This window comes from Enterococcus sp. CWB-B31 (assembly GCF_020567645.1).
Lineage (GTDB): Bacteria > Bacillota > Bacilli > Lactobacillales > Enterococcaceae > Enterococcus_L.
Genome location: NZ_JAJDJW010000002.1, coordinates 221,760 through 238,993, shown reverse-complemented (window position 1 = coordinate 238,993; position 17,234 = coordinate 221,760). Strand labels below are relative to the sequence as shown.

The following is a 17,234-nucleotide window of genomic DNA, read 5'->3' as shown; positions in this document are numbered from 1 at the left end:
GAATATCATGTCTAAAACAATTGCAATTAATGCCGGAAGTTCAAGTTTGAAATGGCAGCTGTATGTTATGCCCAGTGAAGAAGTAATCGCCAAAGGAATTGTTGAACGTATTGGTTTAAATGATTCTATCTTTACTATCAAGTATGGTGAAGACCAAAAATATGAAGAAATCGTTGATATCAACGATCATGATGTAGCAGTGAAAATGTTGTTGGATAAACTGATCGAATTAAATATTTTATCTGACTACAATGAGATCACCGGAGTTGGACACCGTGTTGTTGCCGGCGGTGAAGATTTTAAAGACTCAGCTGTTATTGATGATGAAGCACTGGCAAAAATTGAAGCATTAGCTGATCTTGCTCCTCTGCATAATCCTGCAAATGCAATGGGTATCAGAGCATTCAAAAAAATTCTGCCTGATATTATCAGTGTAGCGGTATTTGATACAGCTTTCCATACAACAATGCCTAAACACAATTACCTTTACAGTATTTCTACTGAATATTATGAAAAATATGCAGCACGTAAATATGGTGCGCATGGAACAAGCCATAAATACGTTTCTCAGCGTGCAGCCGAAGTGTTGGGTAAACCAATTCAAGAATTGAAGATTATTACTTGTCATTTAGGAAACGGAGCATCCATTACTGCTGTAGACGGCGGAGTATCTGTGGATACTTCAATGGGCTTCACTCCACTTGCAGGTGTAACAATGGGAACCCGCTCAGGTGATATTGACCCGTCTTTACTGCCTTATCTGATGGATAAACTTGGTTTGACTGATATCAAGGAAATGATCAATATTTTGAATAAAGAATCCGGACTTCTAGGCTTATCAGGTATCTCAAGCGACATGCGTGATTTGGAAGCTAATTTGGATAAAGAAGCAGTTCAAACTGCCTATGCAGTATTCACTGATCGTATCCGTAAATATATCGGAAGCTATGTAACCGTGATGAATGGTGTCGATGCAATTGTCTTTACAGCGGGTATTGGCGAAAATGATTCCCATGTCCGCAGTGAAGTAATTAAGGGAATGACTTGGTTCGGCTGTGAAATTGATGCGGAGAAGAACAATGTTCGCGGGAAAGAAGCTGTGATTTCAACAGAGGATTCTAAAGTGAAAGTACTGCTGATTCCTACAGATGAAGAACTGATGATTGCTCGTGACGTGGAACGTTTGCGCGGCTAATTTAAATTTAACAGAAGTTTCAAAAAGACATGAAAGCTGATTTTAAATGCTTTCATGTCTTTCTTTTGAAAAAGCTGATTTTACTGGTAACGTCCCCAGTAAAGCCAGTCTTTTAAAGCCTTAGCTATTTAGCTTCTTCTTCTTGAGGAATGTTATTGTCCAAATCTGTTCGCACAACCAGTACATCACAAGGAGCATTTCGGATAACATACTCTGAAACGGAGCCGATGAATAATCGTTCAACAGCGTTTAGACCAGTTGCACCAATCAGTACCAATTCAATATCGTTGTCCTCAGGCAGTTGTTTTGCAATAATAGCTTTGGGCGATCCGTATTCAATGACAGTGGACACTTTTTTACAGCCGTGAAGCTCGGCCTGTTTCTTATAATCTTCCAATGTTTGTTTAGCCATTTCAGTGGCTTGTTCGGCGAGCATTCCGTCAAAGGCAGAGACCGACTGGAATGCACGAGTATCAATGACATGAGCCAACAGCAATTCTGCTTTATTTCTTACTGCAACATTGACTGCTTTTTTAAAAGCCAATTCTGCTTCTGCTGATCCATCAACAGCAACCATAATCTTATTATAATTTTGTAACAAGTTAACCACTCCCTTTATCCTGAATAGTATTCTTGATCCTTACAATTTCATTGTAGAACAAAACAAAGAAAAATTAAATAAAAAAGGGCAGCCCCTCAGATTTTTTTTGAGAGAGCTAACCCAAATACGGCTGACACTGTCAGCAGGATAACGATATAACCAAGAGAAAAATAAAATTTATTAAACAGAGCAATAACAATCCCGGCACCACCTAAAATAAAAAAAAGCTGACTGTATCGCTGAAAAAAATCAGCGGGGATGTCTTTTTGTGAAAGTGATGAAAGAACAGCAGAGCTTTTTTTGATATAGATCCCAATGAAAATGGAAATAAGAGCAACAGCAATAATTAGAATTTGAATGAGCATAATTACCTCCGTAAATAAAAAAGATACAACATCAATCCTCAGATAAATGCTGCATCCTCAATTGTTTAAAAAAAGGAAAATCCGTCGATGCCGTTACTTGTCTTATAGTATTGAGCCCGCAATTAGCAGGTGGGTTCCACGATCTGCGATTTTGAGCTACCAAATGAAAAGGCATGCTACCCATCTAGATACTAGTCGGATCCCAAGATATCAATAAAAATGTTCGGTCAACACACAAAAGAGACAACGCGCACATCACAGATTTACCATCTTTATAATAGCATAGCTTTATCTATACGGCAATGAGATTGCCTATTGAAATCAGGAATTTTTTTCTTTCATTCTTTGGATTTTATTGTACTGCTGATGGAGTGCTTGTTCGTATTTTCCAGTATCAATAGGCTCATAATAGTGAGCATTCTTAATTTTATCAGGAAGATACTGCTGATCCACCCATGCATTTTCAAAAGCATGAGGATACTGGTAGCCGATTCCGCGTTTTAATTCCTTTGCACCTGAATAATGGCTGTCTCTTAAGTGATCAGGAACCTCTCCTGCCAGTCCTGCTTCAATATCTGCTATTGCTTTTCCAAGCGCAGCATTGGCTGAGTTTGATTTTGGTGAAAGACAAAGGTCAACAATTGCTGTTGAAAGCGGCATGACTGCTTCAGGAAAGCCTAATTTTTCAGCGGCTTGAACAGCTGTAACAGCTCTTGCTGCTGCTGCCGGGTTGCCTAACCCGATATCTTCATAGGCAACAACCATCAGTCTGCGGCAAATAATCGGCAGGTCTCCTGCTACCACCAGTCTGCCGAGATAGTGGAGAGCAGCATCTACATCACTGCCTCGAATAGATTTTTGAAATGCTGAGATTACATCATAATGTGCATCGCCGTTTTTGTCATGTGTTAATGCTTTTCTTTGGACACATTCTTCAATAATTGCCAGCGTAATAACAATTTTATTCTTTGTTTCTTTCGTTGATCGAACAGCCAGCTCCAGTCCATTTAATGCACTTCTCAAATCTCCATTGGTAGCTCTGGAAAGATGCTGCAGAGCTTCCGGTGTAATCTCCACAGGATAGTCGCCCAGCCCCCGCTCTTTATCTTTTAGTGCAGCTTCTATCGCTGTTTTTATATCATCTTCATTTAGTGGTTTTACTTCAAAAATTTGTGTTCTGCTTCGAATCGCAGGGTTGATGGTGATATATGGATTTTCTGTTGTTGCTCCAATCATAATAATTCGTCCGCTTTCCAGATGTGGCAGGAGAAAATCCTGCTTCGTTTTATCCAAGCGATGGATCTCGTCCAGCAGGAGAATGACAGTTCCGCTCATTTTTGCTTCTTCAGCCACAATCTGCAGATCTTTTTTAGTGTCTGTTGCGGCATTCAGCATGCGGAATGCATAGTTTGTTGAACCGGCAATTGCACTGGCAATACTAGTTTTCCCTGTACCTGGAGGGCCATAAAGAATCATGGATGAAAGCATTCGGGCTTCAACCATTCGGCGAATAATTTTTCCTTCTCCTACTAGGTGGGTCTGTCCAACTACTTCGGCTGTATTTCTGGGACGCATACGATAGGCAAGAGGCTTTTGCATGAGTCATCTTCCTTTCCTTAGCTCTGAGTTTATCAAATCTATTTTTAGTATAAATGCATCTGGATCATTGTGATGATTCCGGGTATGTTGTTCATTTTAAAATTTTCGGGACATTATTACTCTATTCATATTTAAGGCGTGTCTGAAAACTATCGGGGTATCAGAATTGCCAGTTCTACTGATGCAGGTGCATTTAGCAGAATGGTAGGCGCACTGAGAATAGGACTGATTTTAAGAAATAAAATCAATGCATTGAATTGAAATTAAGAGATTACTCCTATGCTTCTTCGAATGCTTGTCACAAGGGTATCATCTGCTCCTGCGATTACTCGTCGCAGTTAAGAACGTACAAATGCTCCTGCGATTACTCGTCGCAGTTAAGAACGTATAAATGCTCCTGCGATTACTCGTCGCAGAGAAGGTCATGTAAGTGCTCCTGTGGTTGCTCAAAGCACGAAAAGACTTGCTTTGATAAATCAATCGCAGTGATTTATGATAATAAGAAGTATTCTCCGAAAATTGTCACGGAATTCGTCTAGATCTATTTTTTTGAAAACATTCGTCTTTAGAGTTTTTAGACATATCCTAGTATATCATGTTTTTTGTAAAGAACGTACATTCGTATTTTTGTTGTGATACAATGTTAAAGAAAATTTGATAAAATAACTGTTGTGAGTATGAACAATCTTTTAGAAAAATTGCTTATTCTTTAGAGAGGAATAACTGAAAGGATTTAAAATTTTGAAATCTTTTGAAGCAGATGAAAAGTTGAATGCTCTTCAGAAACGGAGGCTTACTCCTATTGGGCAGCTGTTTTCATAGCTTATTTATCAAGGATTGTGTATGATGGAAAGTGGTGTAACTATGAATGAAACGATGAATTATTTTAAAACGCATAAAACAGAACAGATCGCACAATATCTTTTAGGAATGTACTTGGAACATCAGACAGAAAATGGTCTTTTGGCTGGATATATTGTGGATGCCGAAGCGTATCTGGGCCCTGAAGATGAGGCGGCACACAGCTTTGGGATGCGAAACACGCCAAGGCTGAAGGCAATGTATGATCATCCTGGAACGATTTATTTGTATACGATGCATACACACTTAATTCTGAATATGGTAACCGGAGACAAGGGTCATCCTCAGGGAGTGATGATTCGGGCAATTCAGCCTGCACAGGGATTGGAGGAAATGGAAAGACTCCGCGGCGGCAGAACAGGGGTCGAGTTGACGAATGGTCCCGGAAAACTGGTAAAGGCATTGGATATTAAAAGAGACTTATATGGTCAATCCATTTTTAACAGTTCTCTCCATCTGGTTCCGGAAAAAAGAAAGCATCCGAAAAAAATTCTTGCTTTACCACGTATTGGTATTCCGAACAAAGGAATCTGGACAGACAGCCCATTACGTTTTGCAGTGGCAGGAAACCCCTATATTTCATTACAGAGAAAAGATGCAGTTGATTTAACGACATTAGGTTGGAAGGAAGAATAGACAGATGAAAAAAGAAACGATGTTGGATTATCTGGATAAACAGATAGATAAGCAGCTCAGTGAATTTGACACAGCAATTGATTGGGATACACGAAATCATACCATTGAACTGATGGTACGCCTGTTTGCGGAAAATAATGCGGGTGAAGCGATTGACGATTCAGAAGGAATTTCATCACAAGAAGAAATCATTGAGTTTGAAGATGGGATATTGTTTTTTAATACTGAAAAAGGGAAGCAGGAGCCAAACCCTGAAGATTTCTTAGCGGTTATCCCATTTGATGGAAAGAAAGGGATCAGCAAAGCAGTAATAGACAGTGTATTGGTCTATTTAAATGATGTATTGACAGATGGTCTGGATGATTTGCTTGAGTTTTTAAATAATCCGGATAAAGAATTCTTTGAACTGATCTGGGATGAAGAAGAATATAAGAATATTTTGAAACAGGCAGGAACCGATTTGGAAATCTATCTGCCTTATCCAAGCTATTAAGGAGGGGCAGCGATGAAATGGACAGAAGTAAAAGTTGAAACTGCCAGTGAAGCGGTTGAAGCAGTCTCAAATATTATGATGGAAGCAGGAGCCAGCGGAGTAGCGATTGAGGATGCGCTTGATGTGGAAAACTTTGAGAGTGATTTGTTTGGTGAAATATTGGATAAAAAACACTTTACTCATATTAAAGAAGGTGCTCTGGTGATGGCTTATTTTCCGGAAACTACTTTTTTACCTGAAGTTGTTCCGTTTATCAAAGAAAATATCATGCGTCTGCCCAATTTTGGGTTGGCAATTGGGAAAAATGAACTAACTGTCAGTGAAGTAGCTGAAAGTGATTGGGCAACTGCCTGGAAAAAGTATTATCATCCTGTTCGTGTTACCCGCTATTTAACAATTGTTCCAAGCTGGGAGAAATACGAGCCCAAAGATGACAGCGAGAAAATCATCACTTTAGATCCAGGGATGGCATTTGGAACCGGAACGCATCCGACAACCAGACTCACTCTTCAGGCGCTGGAAACTGTTCTTCGAGGAGGAGAAACCCTTTTAGATGTGGGAACAGGATCAGGGGTGCTGAGTATTGCTTCCAGATATCTGGGGGCAGAATCTGTGTATGCATATGATTTAGATGATGTGGCGGTTACTTCTGCAAAAGAAAATATGGGGTTGAATCCAATTGCAGAAAATGTTCATGTTTCGGCGAATAATTTACTGACGGATATCAGTGTTGAAGCGGATGTAATAGTTGCCAATATTTTGGCGGATATCATTGTATTGATGATTAAGGATGCATATCGTCTGCTGCAGCCAAACGGAACGTTTATTGTTTCAGGAATTATCCACGAGAAAAAGGCTATGGTACTAGAACAGATGAGTGAAGCAGGGTTTATTGCGGACCAGATATTTCAACAGGGCGACTGGTATGCGATTATTTTGAAAAAATCAGAGGAAGAATAATATGCAGCGTTATTTTATAAACGAGACCTATGAAGAGAAAAACTTGTTTTCAGTTAACGGAGAAAATTATCATCACATTGTTCGAGTGATGCGCATGAAGCCGGAAGATCAACTTTTTCTTGTTTTTGAAGACGGTATTGTCATTCTGGGAGAAATAACAGAGATCAGTGATTCGGAAGTCCAGATCAGCGAAATTTCCAAAGAAGAAGCGGTTAAGGAGCTTCCAATAAAAGTAACGATCGCCTGCGGATTTCCTAAAGGCGACAAGCTTGAGTGGATTGTTCAAAAAGGGACTGAGCTTGGGGCGTATCATTTTATCGGATTTCCAGCTAAAAATTCTATTGTAAAATGGGACCATAAGAAAAAAGGCAATAAAGCAAAACGACTGGAAAAAATTGCACAGGAAGCAGCAGAGCAGTCTCACCGACAGTGGATTCCCGAGATCACTTTAGTTGAAAAAGAACAAGAATTGATTGATCAATTTTCTATCTATGAGAAAGTATTGGTTGCCTATGAAGAGTCAGCGAAGCAAGGAGAACGAAGCACGCTGGCACAAACATTGACAAAAATGAAACCAGGAGAAAAACTTTTAATTGTTTTTGGTCCGGAAGGCGGCTTTTCACCGGAGGAAATCAATCTATTTGAACAAAATGGAGGGGTTCTCTGCGGATTAGGTCCTCGGATTTTAAGAGCTGAAACTGCACCGCTTTATGCACTGAGTGCTGTCAGCTATCAATTTGAATTACTGGTGTAGGGGGGTTGTTATGGGCATTGATTTAAAACAATTATCTGTACTGCTGTTGGATTCATCTATGACTGATCAGCAGTTGAAGGAAGATATTTTGTTTATCAGGGAGTTTGGCATCAAAGCTGTTATCGTGCTGCCCTGTCAGATAACCAGAACAAAGCAGCTTTTGGAAGGAACAACAATACAGGTCGGGAGTATTGCAGATTATCCATTGGGCGCTGGAACCTTGGGTAAACAAGCGTTTGAAACGGGTGAAATATACAGAAACGGCGCAGCTGAAGTCTATATTACAGCAACACTGGAAAATCTGCCGATAAGCAAGCAAACTTTTCAAATGCTTGAGCCGCTTTCTTTTGGAAAAGGACAGTTAGGATTTTTCATTGATATCGATGAGATGCCAGAGGAGGATCGCAGCAGAATCGCTTTTCAGATTGGACGTGTCAATGTTAAGGAAATTTTGCTGGGAACAGGCATATCTGTTGAAGATGCATTATTTCATCTGGGTATTTTCCGTACCGCAAGGGAACGCCAGCTGAGAGTTCAGGTAAATGTGAATTCACCTACATTACTGGAGATAGAAATTTTACTTCAATCAGGTGCAGATGTGATTGGAATCAACAACGCCAGAGAGGTTCTGCCGCTGCTGAAAAAGAAGTGAGCAGCGGACAAAATTGAGAATTTTAAGTATAATGATTACTGCTTAAGAAGCAAGGACAGTAGTCAGTTATGAGAAGCAGGCAGGAGTTTACGAAAATTGTTCAACAAATTTTTGATAAATTGCTGTTTGTTTTTTTGAAGATGAATGATTTGAACGATAAATATTCATATTGTAAGAAATAACTGTTTTTCCGAATTTCTATTCTTGATGGATTGAGTCGATTTTTTATAGAAAGTTATTTTGGAATTGAATGTGCTGCGAAAGGATGAATAAAATAGGGGCGTATGTCTATTCATTTTTTCATTCTTTAATCTGCTTTCTTTTAAAAATCTCAGCTCAGATCAAAAATTTATTGTTTCTCGGGCTTTTTTTTACTCTGATTAATGTTAAACTATAAAAATATAAACTGACAATAGACAATGACTGTATTGTGCAGACTACTGCAGCAGCAGTCTGTTGAAAATAAATACAGAGAAAGGGTGAGGGCGATGTCAAAGGAAGAAATCGTAACCGGTCCGCAAGTAATAAGCATTGTGTCAAAATATATGTCAGACCAGCACACTGCTTTTGTTGAGAAAGCCTACAAATACGCTGAAAGTGCGCATGAAGGACAGGTGAGAAAATCAGGAGAGCCTTATATTATTCACCCCATACAGGTGGCGGGCATTCTTGCTGAATTACATATGGACCCTCATACCGTTGCAACGGGGTTCCTTCACGATGTCGTTGAGGATACTGACGTAACTTTGGAAGATTTAAAAAATGAATTTGGCGAAGATGTCGCTATGCTGGTTGACGGGGTGACAAAGCTTGGTAAAATCAAGTATAAGTCTCATGAGGAACAGCTGGCGGAAAACCACCGAAAAATGTTGCTGGCTATGGCGCAGGATTTACGGGTTATTATGGTTAAGCTGGCGGACAGACTTCATAATATGCGTACACTGAAACATTTGAGGGATGACAAACAGAGACGAATCGCTCAGGAAACGCTGGAGATTTATGCACCGCTGGCTCATCGTTTAGGGATGAGCCGTATTAAATGGGAACTTGAAGATACAGCCTTGCGCTATATCAATCCCAAACAGTATTACCGGATTGTACATTTAATGCAGACCAAAAGAGAAGAACGAGAAGAATATATTACTGAGGCCGTAGAAGATATTAAAAAAGCTACAGAAGATTTAGAAATTTACGCAGAGATTTATGGAAGACCGAAGCACATTTACTCTATTTATCGGAAGATGAAAGATCAAAAGAAGCAGTTTACGGAAATTTATGATTTACTGGCTATACGTGTCATCGTTGATTCCATTAAAGACTGCTATGCTGTGCTGGGAGCGATTCATACAAAATGGACACCAATGCCGGGACGTTTTAAAGATTACATTGCTATGCCAAAAGCCAATATGTATCAGTCTATCCATACGACAGTTATCGGTCCAAAAGGAAATCCTATAGAAGTTCAAATACGGACGCATGAGATGCATCAGATTGCAGAATTTGGGGTAGCCGCTCACTGGGCATATAAAGAAGGAAAAACAGATAAAGTCGAAGAAGATGAAGAAAGCAAACAACTTAGCTGGTTCCATGAAATTTTGGAGCTTCAAGACGAAAGTTATGATGCTTCTGATTTTATGGAAAGTGTCAAAGGCGATATTTTTAGTGACAAAGTCTATGTTTTCACCCCGACAGGTGATGTAACTGAACTGCCGAAAGGTTCCGGACCTCTTGATTTTGCCTACAGTGTACATACTGAGATTGGGAATAAAACAACTGGTGCCAAAGTAAATGGCAAAATGGTTCAACTGGACTATACGCTGAAAAACGGGGATATTATTGAGGTTCTGACTTCACCTAATTCATTTGGTCCCAGTCGTGACTGGCTGAAAATGGTAAAAACCAGTAAAGCCAGAAATAAAATTAAACGATTTTTCAAGGTTCAGGATCGGGAAGTAAATATTATTAAAGGGCATGACTTGATCAGTAAATTCTTGACAGAGCATGGCTTTACACCAAAAGAATTTATGAGCAAAGCTAAAATTTCCGAAGCAGTTGAGCGATTCAATTATCAGTCGGAAGATGATTTGTATGCTGCTGTGGGCTATGGTGAAATCAGCGCGCAAGTGGTTTCCAATCGTCTGACTGAAAAAGAACGAAAAGAGCAGGAAAAGGAACGGCAGAAGCAGGAAGCAGAAGAACTGCTGACTCAGCCTGTGAAAAAAGAGTCTGATAAGATGAAAGTTCGACACGAAGGCGGAATTGTTATTCAGGGGATTGATAATCTTCTGATCCGCCTAAGCCGCTGCTGTAATCCTGTACCGGGAGATAAAATTGTCGGCTATATCACCAAAGGGCGTGGGGTGTCTATTCACCGTGCCGACTGTCCGAATGTTCAGCATCAGGAGGAGCTCCCTGAACGTATGATCGAGGTGGAGTGGGAAGATACTGAGAATCTGAATAAGGAATATAATGCAGATTTAGAGATCTATGGCTATAACCGCAGCGGTCTCTTGAATGATGTTTTACAAGCGATCAGTTCCATGACCAAAAATTTGGTTAGCGTAGAAGCGAAGCCAACTAAGGATAAAATGGCAATGATTCATCTTACGGTGAAAATTCAGAACCTGTCTCATTTAAAAACAATAGTAGACAAAATCAAAAATGTTCCGGATGTTTATAGCGTTCGTCGGACCAATGGGTAGGAGGAGACAATGTGAAGGCTGTTATTCAAAGAGTTTCAAAAGCTCATGTCGAACTGACAGGTACTATTATCGGGAAAATTGATCATGGATTTATGATCCTTTTAGGGATTCATGTAGAGGATACTATGGAAGATGTGGCGTATCTGGTACGTAAAATCAGCAAGCTTCGTGTCTTTGAGGACGAAGAAGGAAAAATGAATCTGGATATTCAGGCAATAGGGGGAAGTATTTTAAGTGTTTCTCAATTTACGTTGTATGCAGAGACAAAAAAAGGAAACCGCCCGAGCTTTATTCAGGCTGCCAGACCTGAGCAGGCTGTTCCTCTCTATGAAGCATTTAATCAGCAGCTGAGAGACGCTGGTATTATTGTTGAAACCGGGGAATTTGGCGGCAACATGGATATTTCTCTAATCAATGACGGACCAGTCACAATCGTTATTGATACACGGGAAAAATAAAAAGAGTCATTTCTGTTTCTGGAAGATTTTTCAGAAATGGAAATGACTCTTTTTCATGACAAACGCATGAAAAAATACAAATGAAAAGAATTGAAGCAAAGTAAAAAAACTCCTCCTGTCAAGTAAGGATGAAGTGAAAAGGGAGTCATCCAGTGGAAACAACGCGATAAATAACAAGAGGCTCCCAGCAGGCTGATTTTTTCTTTAAGGAAGAAGCAATCCAGATACACAGTATTTTTAATATTTAGGTTGTTTATTTTTTGTAGTTTAAAAAAATGAACAAGAGCCTGCGTAATGAAGAACAGACGGTTTTGTACTTTTGATGTGATTCTTTTTTACTGTGACTGTCATGAATAGAGGATTCACTGGTATAATAAATAGTTGAATGAATACTTACAAAAGAAGGAGCTGAATAAATGAAACGATATAAAGAAGAGTTGCGTCCTCTATTGAAGAAACTGCCTGTTCCTGCGTTGGAAGATACACTGGAAGAAGCTGTCGAATGGGCGGCTCCGTTTTTGACGGATGAAGAGATGGATGAGTTTAGACAAATTATCCGGCAGTTTGCTGAAGCAGAGGGAATGGTACTTCAAGCACGCTTGAATGAATATTGCGACAAAGGAACAGACAGCTGGCTTGCTCCGTTCTGGGAGGAGAACTATTTGGCTTTGCAGGGACATTTGCAAACCCAATCTAATTTTGCTTTAGTTATCAATCCCAAATACCATAAGCATCTTTCTTCACGTGCTGAGAAGGCTGCCGGTGTCATCTGCTCTCTGGTAAAAAATTGTCAAGATTACTATGAAGAGCGTTTTCCGCTGGATTATACTCGTAAAAATGAGCATTTGGATATGTCATTTTATGGGAACTTTTATGGCAGCTGCCGGATTCCGGGTGAATTTGGTGATTCTTTCTATAAAGCAGCAAAACCATCCAGGCATGTTATAGTTGTAAATGACGGCTGCTATTATCAACTTGAGGTCATTAATGATGCCGGACAGATGCATTCTCAGGATTCAATATTAGCAATGATTCATTTCATTCTGACTAAGGATAATTATTCAGATGAAGCCGAAAAGAATTTAGCTTACTCTACAGGGGTTAAAAGAAACGAGGCGGGTCATGTCTATCGGCTGTTAAAAAAATATCCGGAAAATGCTGAGAATCTGGCAATGATTGAACATTCTTTATTTATGCTGTCTTTTAATGCTGGTGATGATATGATGGAAAATGGGCGGATTTCAACTATGCTGCTAGATGGAAAAGATCAGTTTTATACGAAAACTATCCAGGCAATCATTACAGAGAATGGCGGGATTGGTTTTAATATGGAGCATACAGCGGTTGATGGCGTTCCGGCGATGAATTTGCTGACCCAAGTATTTAAGCAGTTAAATTCTATTGATTTCAGTAAAGCTGCTGCTGACCAAAAGCTCGCTGAACAAAATATACCAGTAAGATTGAACTGGCATTTGACTGATGAAATCAGCGCAGAGCTGGTAAAATGTAAGGAATTGACAGAAGCTGAAAATAATTCCTGCAGTATTCAACGATTAGTTTTGGACTATGTTGGAAAAGAACAAATAAAGGCATTTAAAATCAGTCCGGATGCTCTTTTTCACATGGCATTGGCAGTTGCTCAGCAGAGAGTATTCGGTGAGTTGAAATCTGTATATGAGCCTGTTGCTATGAGAGAATTCTATCAGGGAAGGACCGAGTGTGCCCGTTCTGTCAGTTTTGAAAAAAAGAAGTTTGCTGAAGCATTTGTCAACAGGAAGAAGGAATCAGCTCAGGATAATTTGAGTTTATATAAGCTGTTTATGAGTGGTATAGAAGCTCATTCCAAGCGTATCAGCAGGTGCCAAGAAGGGCTGGGGGTGGAACGACATCTTTTCGGACTGCAGAAAATGACTGATGCAAAGGTGGAAGCGGAGTATTTTTTCTCTTCTGACGGTATTCAAAAAATCAGTCAAAATTTTATTTCTACAACAGGAATTCCTTCTGACTTATTGGAATCGTTTAGTTTTGGACCAGTAGAACAGGATGGTTTTGGCTTGTATTACGGTATTCTTGAAAATCGTATTGCCCTGACCATTTCATCTAGAAAAGAGCTGACAGAAAAAGCGATACAGCTGCTGGATGCGATCAATCAGGCAATAACGGAGCTGCTTGACTTGGTGATTGATCAGAAAATAAATACAGCTGTTAATTTTTAATCTGCTGAAAAGAAAATAGCTATAGAAAAATACTGAAGTTTCTGGATACAACTGCTCGACAGCTGTTGCTTAAACCTCAGTATTTTTAGTATGTTTCAGAGTGGAATCAAGACTCCATTTCCTCCAGCTCAAGGCTCAACTCTTCCCAAGTATTAAGGAGCTCTTCTTGTTTCGCTTGTGCCTCTTCCAGCTGTGTATTTAGTTTTATTAAAAGGACATGATCTTCAGTTGAATCAGGCTGACTCATCTCTGTTTCAAGTATATGAATTGTTTTATCCACTTCAGTCATCATCTCTTCAATCTGAATAATTTTTCTCTTCAGAGTCCTTAAGAGTTTCTGAGACTCTTTATTTTGATAAAAATCTGATTTATTCGTCGGAATGGTTACCCCTTTTTGGTCTTTGACAGCTGCCAAAGCAGCGAGCTCTTCTTCCTCTTTTTTCTTTTCCAGATAATAATCATAGTCACCAAGGTACAGCTTGCTGCCTTTTTCTGACAGTTCAATTACCTTCGTTGCAATCCGGTTAATAAAATAGCGGTCATGAGAAACGAAAAGCAAGGTTCCTTCATAATCAATCAGTGCATTTTCGAGTACTTCCTTGTTGTCAATATCCAAATGGTTGGTCGGCTCATCAAGAATCAAAAAGTTTTCTTTATTCATTGACAGTTTTGCCAGAGCGACTCGGGCTTTTTCTCCACCGCTGAGCAAAGGAATGGTTTTATCCACATCATTTCCGCTGAACAGAAAGCTTCCAAGTACATTACGGATATCTTTCTCAGGTGTTGTCGGATGCTCATCCCATAATTCTGCAAGAACCGTTTTGTTTCCATGAAGATTCGCCTGCTCCTGATCGTAGTAGCCGATTGAGACATTTGTTCCCAGAGAAACAGAGCCTTTAATAAACGGAAGCTCACCGATAATTGATTTCAGCAGCGTGGATTTGCCAATCCCGTTAGGTCCAACTAAAGCAATAGCTTCCTGTCTGCGAATATCCATGTTAATTGGGGCAGAAAGTATCTTTTCAGCATAACCAATTGCTCCATTTTCCAATTGAAGGACAACATTGCCGGAAGTTTTTTCGATATCAAAAAGAAAGTGCGCTGATTTCTCATCACCTTGAGGTCGATCTAAACGGTCCATTTTTTCAAGGACTTTACGTCGACTTTGTGCACGCTTGGTTGTAGAGGCTCTGACAAGATTACGGGCAACAAAATCTTCCAGCTTGTTAATTTCAGTTTGCTGTTTTTCAAATGCTTTCCACTCACTCGCCAGCTTTTCAGCCTTCAGTTTTAAATAGGTTGAATAATTACCTTTGTAGTGGTGCATCTTTCTTCTGCTTAATTCATAAATTTCAGTTACAACTTTATCCAGAAAATAACGGTCATGGGAAACGATCAGTAAAGCACCGGAATAGTTCGGCAGATAGTTTTCCAGCCAGGACAGGGTTTCGATGTCCAGATGGTTGGTTGGTTCGTCCAAAATTAGAAGATCAGGTTTTTGCAGCAGCATTCTTGCCAACGCCAGACGTGTCTTCTGTCCGCCAGAAAGAGAATTGATGGAGCGATCATAAAAACTGCTGTCAAATCCAAATCCATGGAGGACAGAACGAATTTCATTTTCTATGCCATAGCCATTTTGATCAGCAAATTCCTGCTGCAGACGATCATATTCTTTTAGGATAGGCGGATAGTCTGAACTCTCGGGATCTGTTTCACTGATTATTTGCTCTAACTCGTGCATTCTTTTTTCCATTGCAGTTATTGCTGCAAATGTCAGCAGCATTTCAGCCCAAACGCTCTTTTCAGAATCAAGTCCTGTATCTTGGGCCAAATATCCCAAGGTTGAGGTTTTGCTTTTGGAAATTGTTCCGGCATCAGGAGTTTCTGTGCCGGCGATTATTTTCAGCAGTGTGGACTTGCCGGCTCCGTTCCGTCCAACTAAAGCAATTCGGCTGTTGTCCGCCACTTCCATCTGTATGTTTTCAAACAAAGTCTCAGCACCAAAATAGCGGGCAATCTGATTTGCTTGTAATAAAATCATTATGCTGTCCTCATTTCGTAGTAATCCCTATCAGTGTAGCATAAAATAACGAAAAATTCAGTTTGATGAAACAGCTGTTTCGTATTTTTTTTATTATAGTATGAAATAAAAAATAATTATGAGCAGTAACATTGCTTTTTGTTCAGAGTAACTGCTATTATTACTATTAGAGGAGATTTAAATAGTTGGAGGTATGAATGTGAAAGATCAAACGATTCCAAGAGCCACTGCACGCAGGCTCCCTTTATATTATCGGTACTTAAGAATTTTGTATGATGCAGGAAAGAACAAGGTTTCTTCAACTGAGCTGAGTGAAGCAGTCCAAGTTGACAGTGCAACCATTCGTCGTGATTTTTCCTATTTTGGAGAACTGGGCAAAAGAGGTTACGGATATGATGTCGAAAATTTGATGAATTTTTTTGGTAAAACACTGAATGATGATGAACTGACAAATGTCGCACTGATTGGTGTGGGGAATTTGGGTAGCGCACTTCTGAAATATAAATTTCATCAAAGCAACAGCATTAGAGTGAGCTGTGCGTTTGACATTAATGAGGATATTGTCGGAAGAATTGTGGATGGTGTACCTGTTTACCCGATTGAAGATATGCTGGAGCAAATTAAAATGCAGCAGATTGAAGTTGCAATTTTAACACTGCCTGCACGTAAAGCTCAGGATATAGTAAATCAGCTGGCAGAAGCCGGAATCAAAGGGATACTAAACTTTACTATCGCCCGTCTGGCAGCTCCGTCACACGTATTGATTCAAAATGTTGATTTAACCAATGAGCTGCAGACATTGATTTATTTCCTGCATAATGATGAGAAATTAATTGATGTGGAAGAATCAGAATAATTAGTGTTGCAAAAGCAAATATGAAGCAAACAAAAAGGAGTCGTTGCCCGAACTGAAAAATGTTCTGGAAAAGATTCCTTTTTTGGTGTTTGCTTTTTCTTTTTAGATAACAAAACAGCTCTCAAATCATTGTGGGAGGTCCAGCAATCCATAATGAACAATGAGCTGTAGAATAATGACTAATGTATTCATTCCGCAATGTGCAATAACGGAAGTCCAAATTTTTCCGGTCATTTTATAAAGGATGGTAAAAAATAAACCAAGGAAGAAATAAACAAAATAATTTCCATCCATATGAATCACGGAAAACAGTATAGAGCTGATCACAGCAGCAAGCCAAAATCCTGTTTTAGGAAATGTAAACAAGTCAATCAATGAACGGCGAAAGACAAATTCTTCCATAATAGGACCGCCAATGGCCGTAGCAAGGATAAACAGTTTATTTTCTACAATAACAGAGATGATGCTTTCTGTATTTTCCGAGCTGGGCTGAGTGTTTGTGATTGCCATTTGTATCCCCATAATGAGTGCTTGAAGAATTAATGCAATAAATATTCCGCTAATTCCCAGAAGTAAAATAAATACGGGTGAAGTTAATTTCCCTTCCTGCTCAATTTCTATTTTTGAATGATTTCTAAAATAAAGAAAAATCATTGCAGCAGCGCCCAGAACATACGCAAATGTCGACCATAAAATGACGATTTGCTGAGAAGCACCAGCCAATGCCAGCGGTGAGAGAAAAATAACGAAATAGAGCAAAGTGATAGTGATACTGGTTTTCTTTTTAGCCATGAAGATCCTCCCTTATTTAACAATTAGTAAGAGTATATCATACAAAAGTAATC

Annotated in this window: 15 protein-coding genes and 1 other RNA gene; 10 read left to right on the top strand and 6 right to left on the bottom strand. The window is 39.5% G+C overall.

What is annotated here, in order from left to right; translation table 11 throughout:
- Nucleotides 1–7: 7 nt before the first annotated feature.
- Nucleotides 8–1,195, top strand: a complete 1,188-nt coding sequence (locus tag LI954_RS03790; RefSeq protein ID WP_202064805.1) for an acetate/propionate family kinase — start codon at nucleotides 8–10, stop codon at nucleotides 1,193–1,195.
- A 124-nt stretch (nucleotides 1,196–1,319) separates the two neighbouring features.
- Here LI954_RS03790 and LI954_RS03785 read toward each other — a convergent pair whose 3' ends face one another.
- From LI954_RS03785 to LI954_RS03770, 4 genes are all read right to left on the bottom strand, one after another.
- On the bottom strand, nucleotides 1,320–1,796 hold the full coding sequence (locus tag LI954_RS03785; protein WP_202064803.1) for a universal stress protein: 477 nt from the start codon (nucleotides 1,794–1,796) through the stop codon (nucleotides 1,320–1,322).
- A 95-nt stretch (nucleotides 1,797–1,891) separates the two neighbouring features.
- Nucleotides 1,892–2,161: a hypothetical protein gene (locus LI954_RS03780; protein ID WP_202064802.1), complete on the bottom strand. Its 270-nt coding sequence runs from the start codon at nucleotides 2,159–2,161 to the stop codon at nucleotides 1,892–1,894.
- 74 nt (nucleotides 2,162–2,235) lie between these two features.
- Nucleotides 2,236–2,428, bottom strand: a non-coding RNA gene (gene ssrS, locus LI954_RS03775) — 6S RNA.
- A 54-nt stretch (nucleotides 2,429–2,482) separates the two neighbouring features.
- Nucleotides 2,483–3,760, bottom strand: coding sequence for a replication-associated recombination protein A (locus tag LI954_RS03770; RefSeq protein ID WP_229441759.1), 1,278 nt, complete (start codon nucleotides 3,758–3,760; stop codon nucleotides 2,483–2,485).
- A gap of 864 nt (nucleotides 3,761–4,624) precedes the next feature.
- Between LI954_RS03770 and LI954_RS03765 the strand changes: the two genes are divergently transcribed.
- The 8 genes from LI954_RS03765 (at nucleotide 4,625) to LI954_RS03730 (ending at nucleotide 13,492) form a co-directional block, all read left to right on the top strand.
- The gene (locus tag LI954_RS03765) at nucleotides 4,625–5,257 is read left to right on the top strand and encodes a DNA-3-methyladenine glycosylase (protein ID WP_420705923.1); all 633 of its coding nucleotides are present in this window, start codon (nucleotides 4,625–4,627) and stop codon (nucleotides 5,255–5,257) included.
- 4 nt (nucleotides 5,258–5,261) lie between these two features.
- The gene (locus LI954_RS03760; RefSeq protein WP_229443676.1) at nucleotides 5,262–5,750 is read left to right on the top strand and encodes a DUF3013 family protein; all 489 of its coding nucleotides are present in this window, start codon (nucleotides 5,262–5,264) and stop codon (nucleotides 5,748–5,750) included.
- 12 nt (nucleotides 5,751–5,762) lie between these two features.
- A complete protein-coding gene (gene prmA / locus LI954_RS03755) occupies nucleotides 5,763–6,710 on the top strand; it encodes a 50S ribosomal protein L11 methyltransferase (RefSeq protein ID WP_229443674.1) in 948 nt (315 codons plus the stop codon).
- Nucleotide 6,711: 1 nt separating this feature from the next.
- Entirely contained in the window at nucleotides 6,712–7,464 is a 753-nt protein-coding gene (locus LI954_RS03750; RefSeq protein WP_202064797.1) for a 16S rRNA (uracil(1498)-N(3))-methyltransferase, read from the top strand.
- Between the two features lie 10 nt (nucleotides 7,465–7,474).
- Nucleotides 7,475–8,116: a deoxyribose-phosphate aldolase gene (locus tag LI954_RS03745; protein WP_202064796.1), complete on the top strand. Its 642-nt coding sequence runs from the start codon at nucleotides 7,475–7,477 to the stop codon at nucleotides 8,114–8,116.
- 488 nt (nucleotides 8,117–8,604) lie between these two features.
- Entirely contained in the window at nucleotides 8,605–10,818 is a 2,214-nt protein-coding gene (locus LI954_RS03740; RefSeq protein WP_229443672.1) for a RelA/SpoT family protein, read from the top strand.
- 11 nt (nucleotides 10,819–10,829) lie between these two features.
- Nucleotides 10,830–11,276, top strand: a complete 447-nt coding sequence (gene dtd / locus LI954_RS03735) for a D-aminoacyl-tRNA deacylase (protein WP_202064793.1) — start codon at nucleotides 10,830–10,832, stop codon at nucleotides 11,274–11,276.
- Nucleotides 11,277–11,692: 416 nt separating this feature from the next.
- Entirely contained in the window at nucleotides 11,693–13,492 is a 1,800-nt protein-coding gene (locus tag LI954_RS03730; RefSeq protein ID WP_229443670.1) for a choline/carnitine O-acyltransferase, read from the top strand.
- Between the two features lie 106 nt (nucleotides 13,493–13,598).
- On the opposite strand, the gene LI954_RS03725 is transcribed toward LI954_RS03730, so the two are convergent.
- Nucleotides 13,599–15,533: an ABC-F family ATP-binding cassette domain-containing protein gene (locus LI954_RS03725; RefSeq protein WP_229443668.1), complete on the bottom strand. Its 1,935-nt coding sequence runs from the start codon at nucleotides 15,531–15,533 to the stop codon at nucleotides 13,599–13,601.
- A gap of 199 nt (nucleotides 15,534–15,732) precedes the next feature.
- On the opposite strand from LI954_RS03725, the gene LI954_RS03720 reads away from it, so the two are divergent.
- Nucleotides 15,733–16,389: a redox-sensing transcriptional repressor Rex gene (locus LI954_RS03720; RefSeq protein WP_202064787.1), complete on the top strand. Its 657-nt coding sequence runs from the start codon at nucleotides 15,733–15,735 to the stop codon at nucleotides 16,387–16,389.
- Between the two features lie 126 nt (nucleotides 16,390–16,515).
- On the opposite strand, the gene LI954_RS03715 is transcribed toward LI954_RS03720, so the two are convergent.
- Nucleotides 16,516–17,181, bottom strand: coding sequence for a CPBP family intramembrane glutamic endopeptidase (locus LI954_RS03715; RefSeq protein WP_202064785.1), 666 nt, complete (start codon nucleotides 17,179–17,181; stop codon nucleotides 16,516–16,518).
- Nucleotides 17,182–17,234 lie beyond the last annotated feature (53 nt).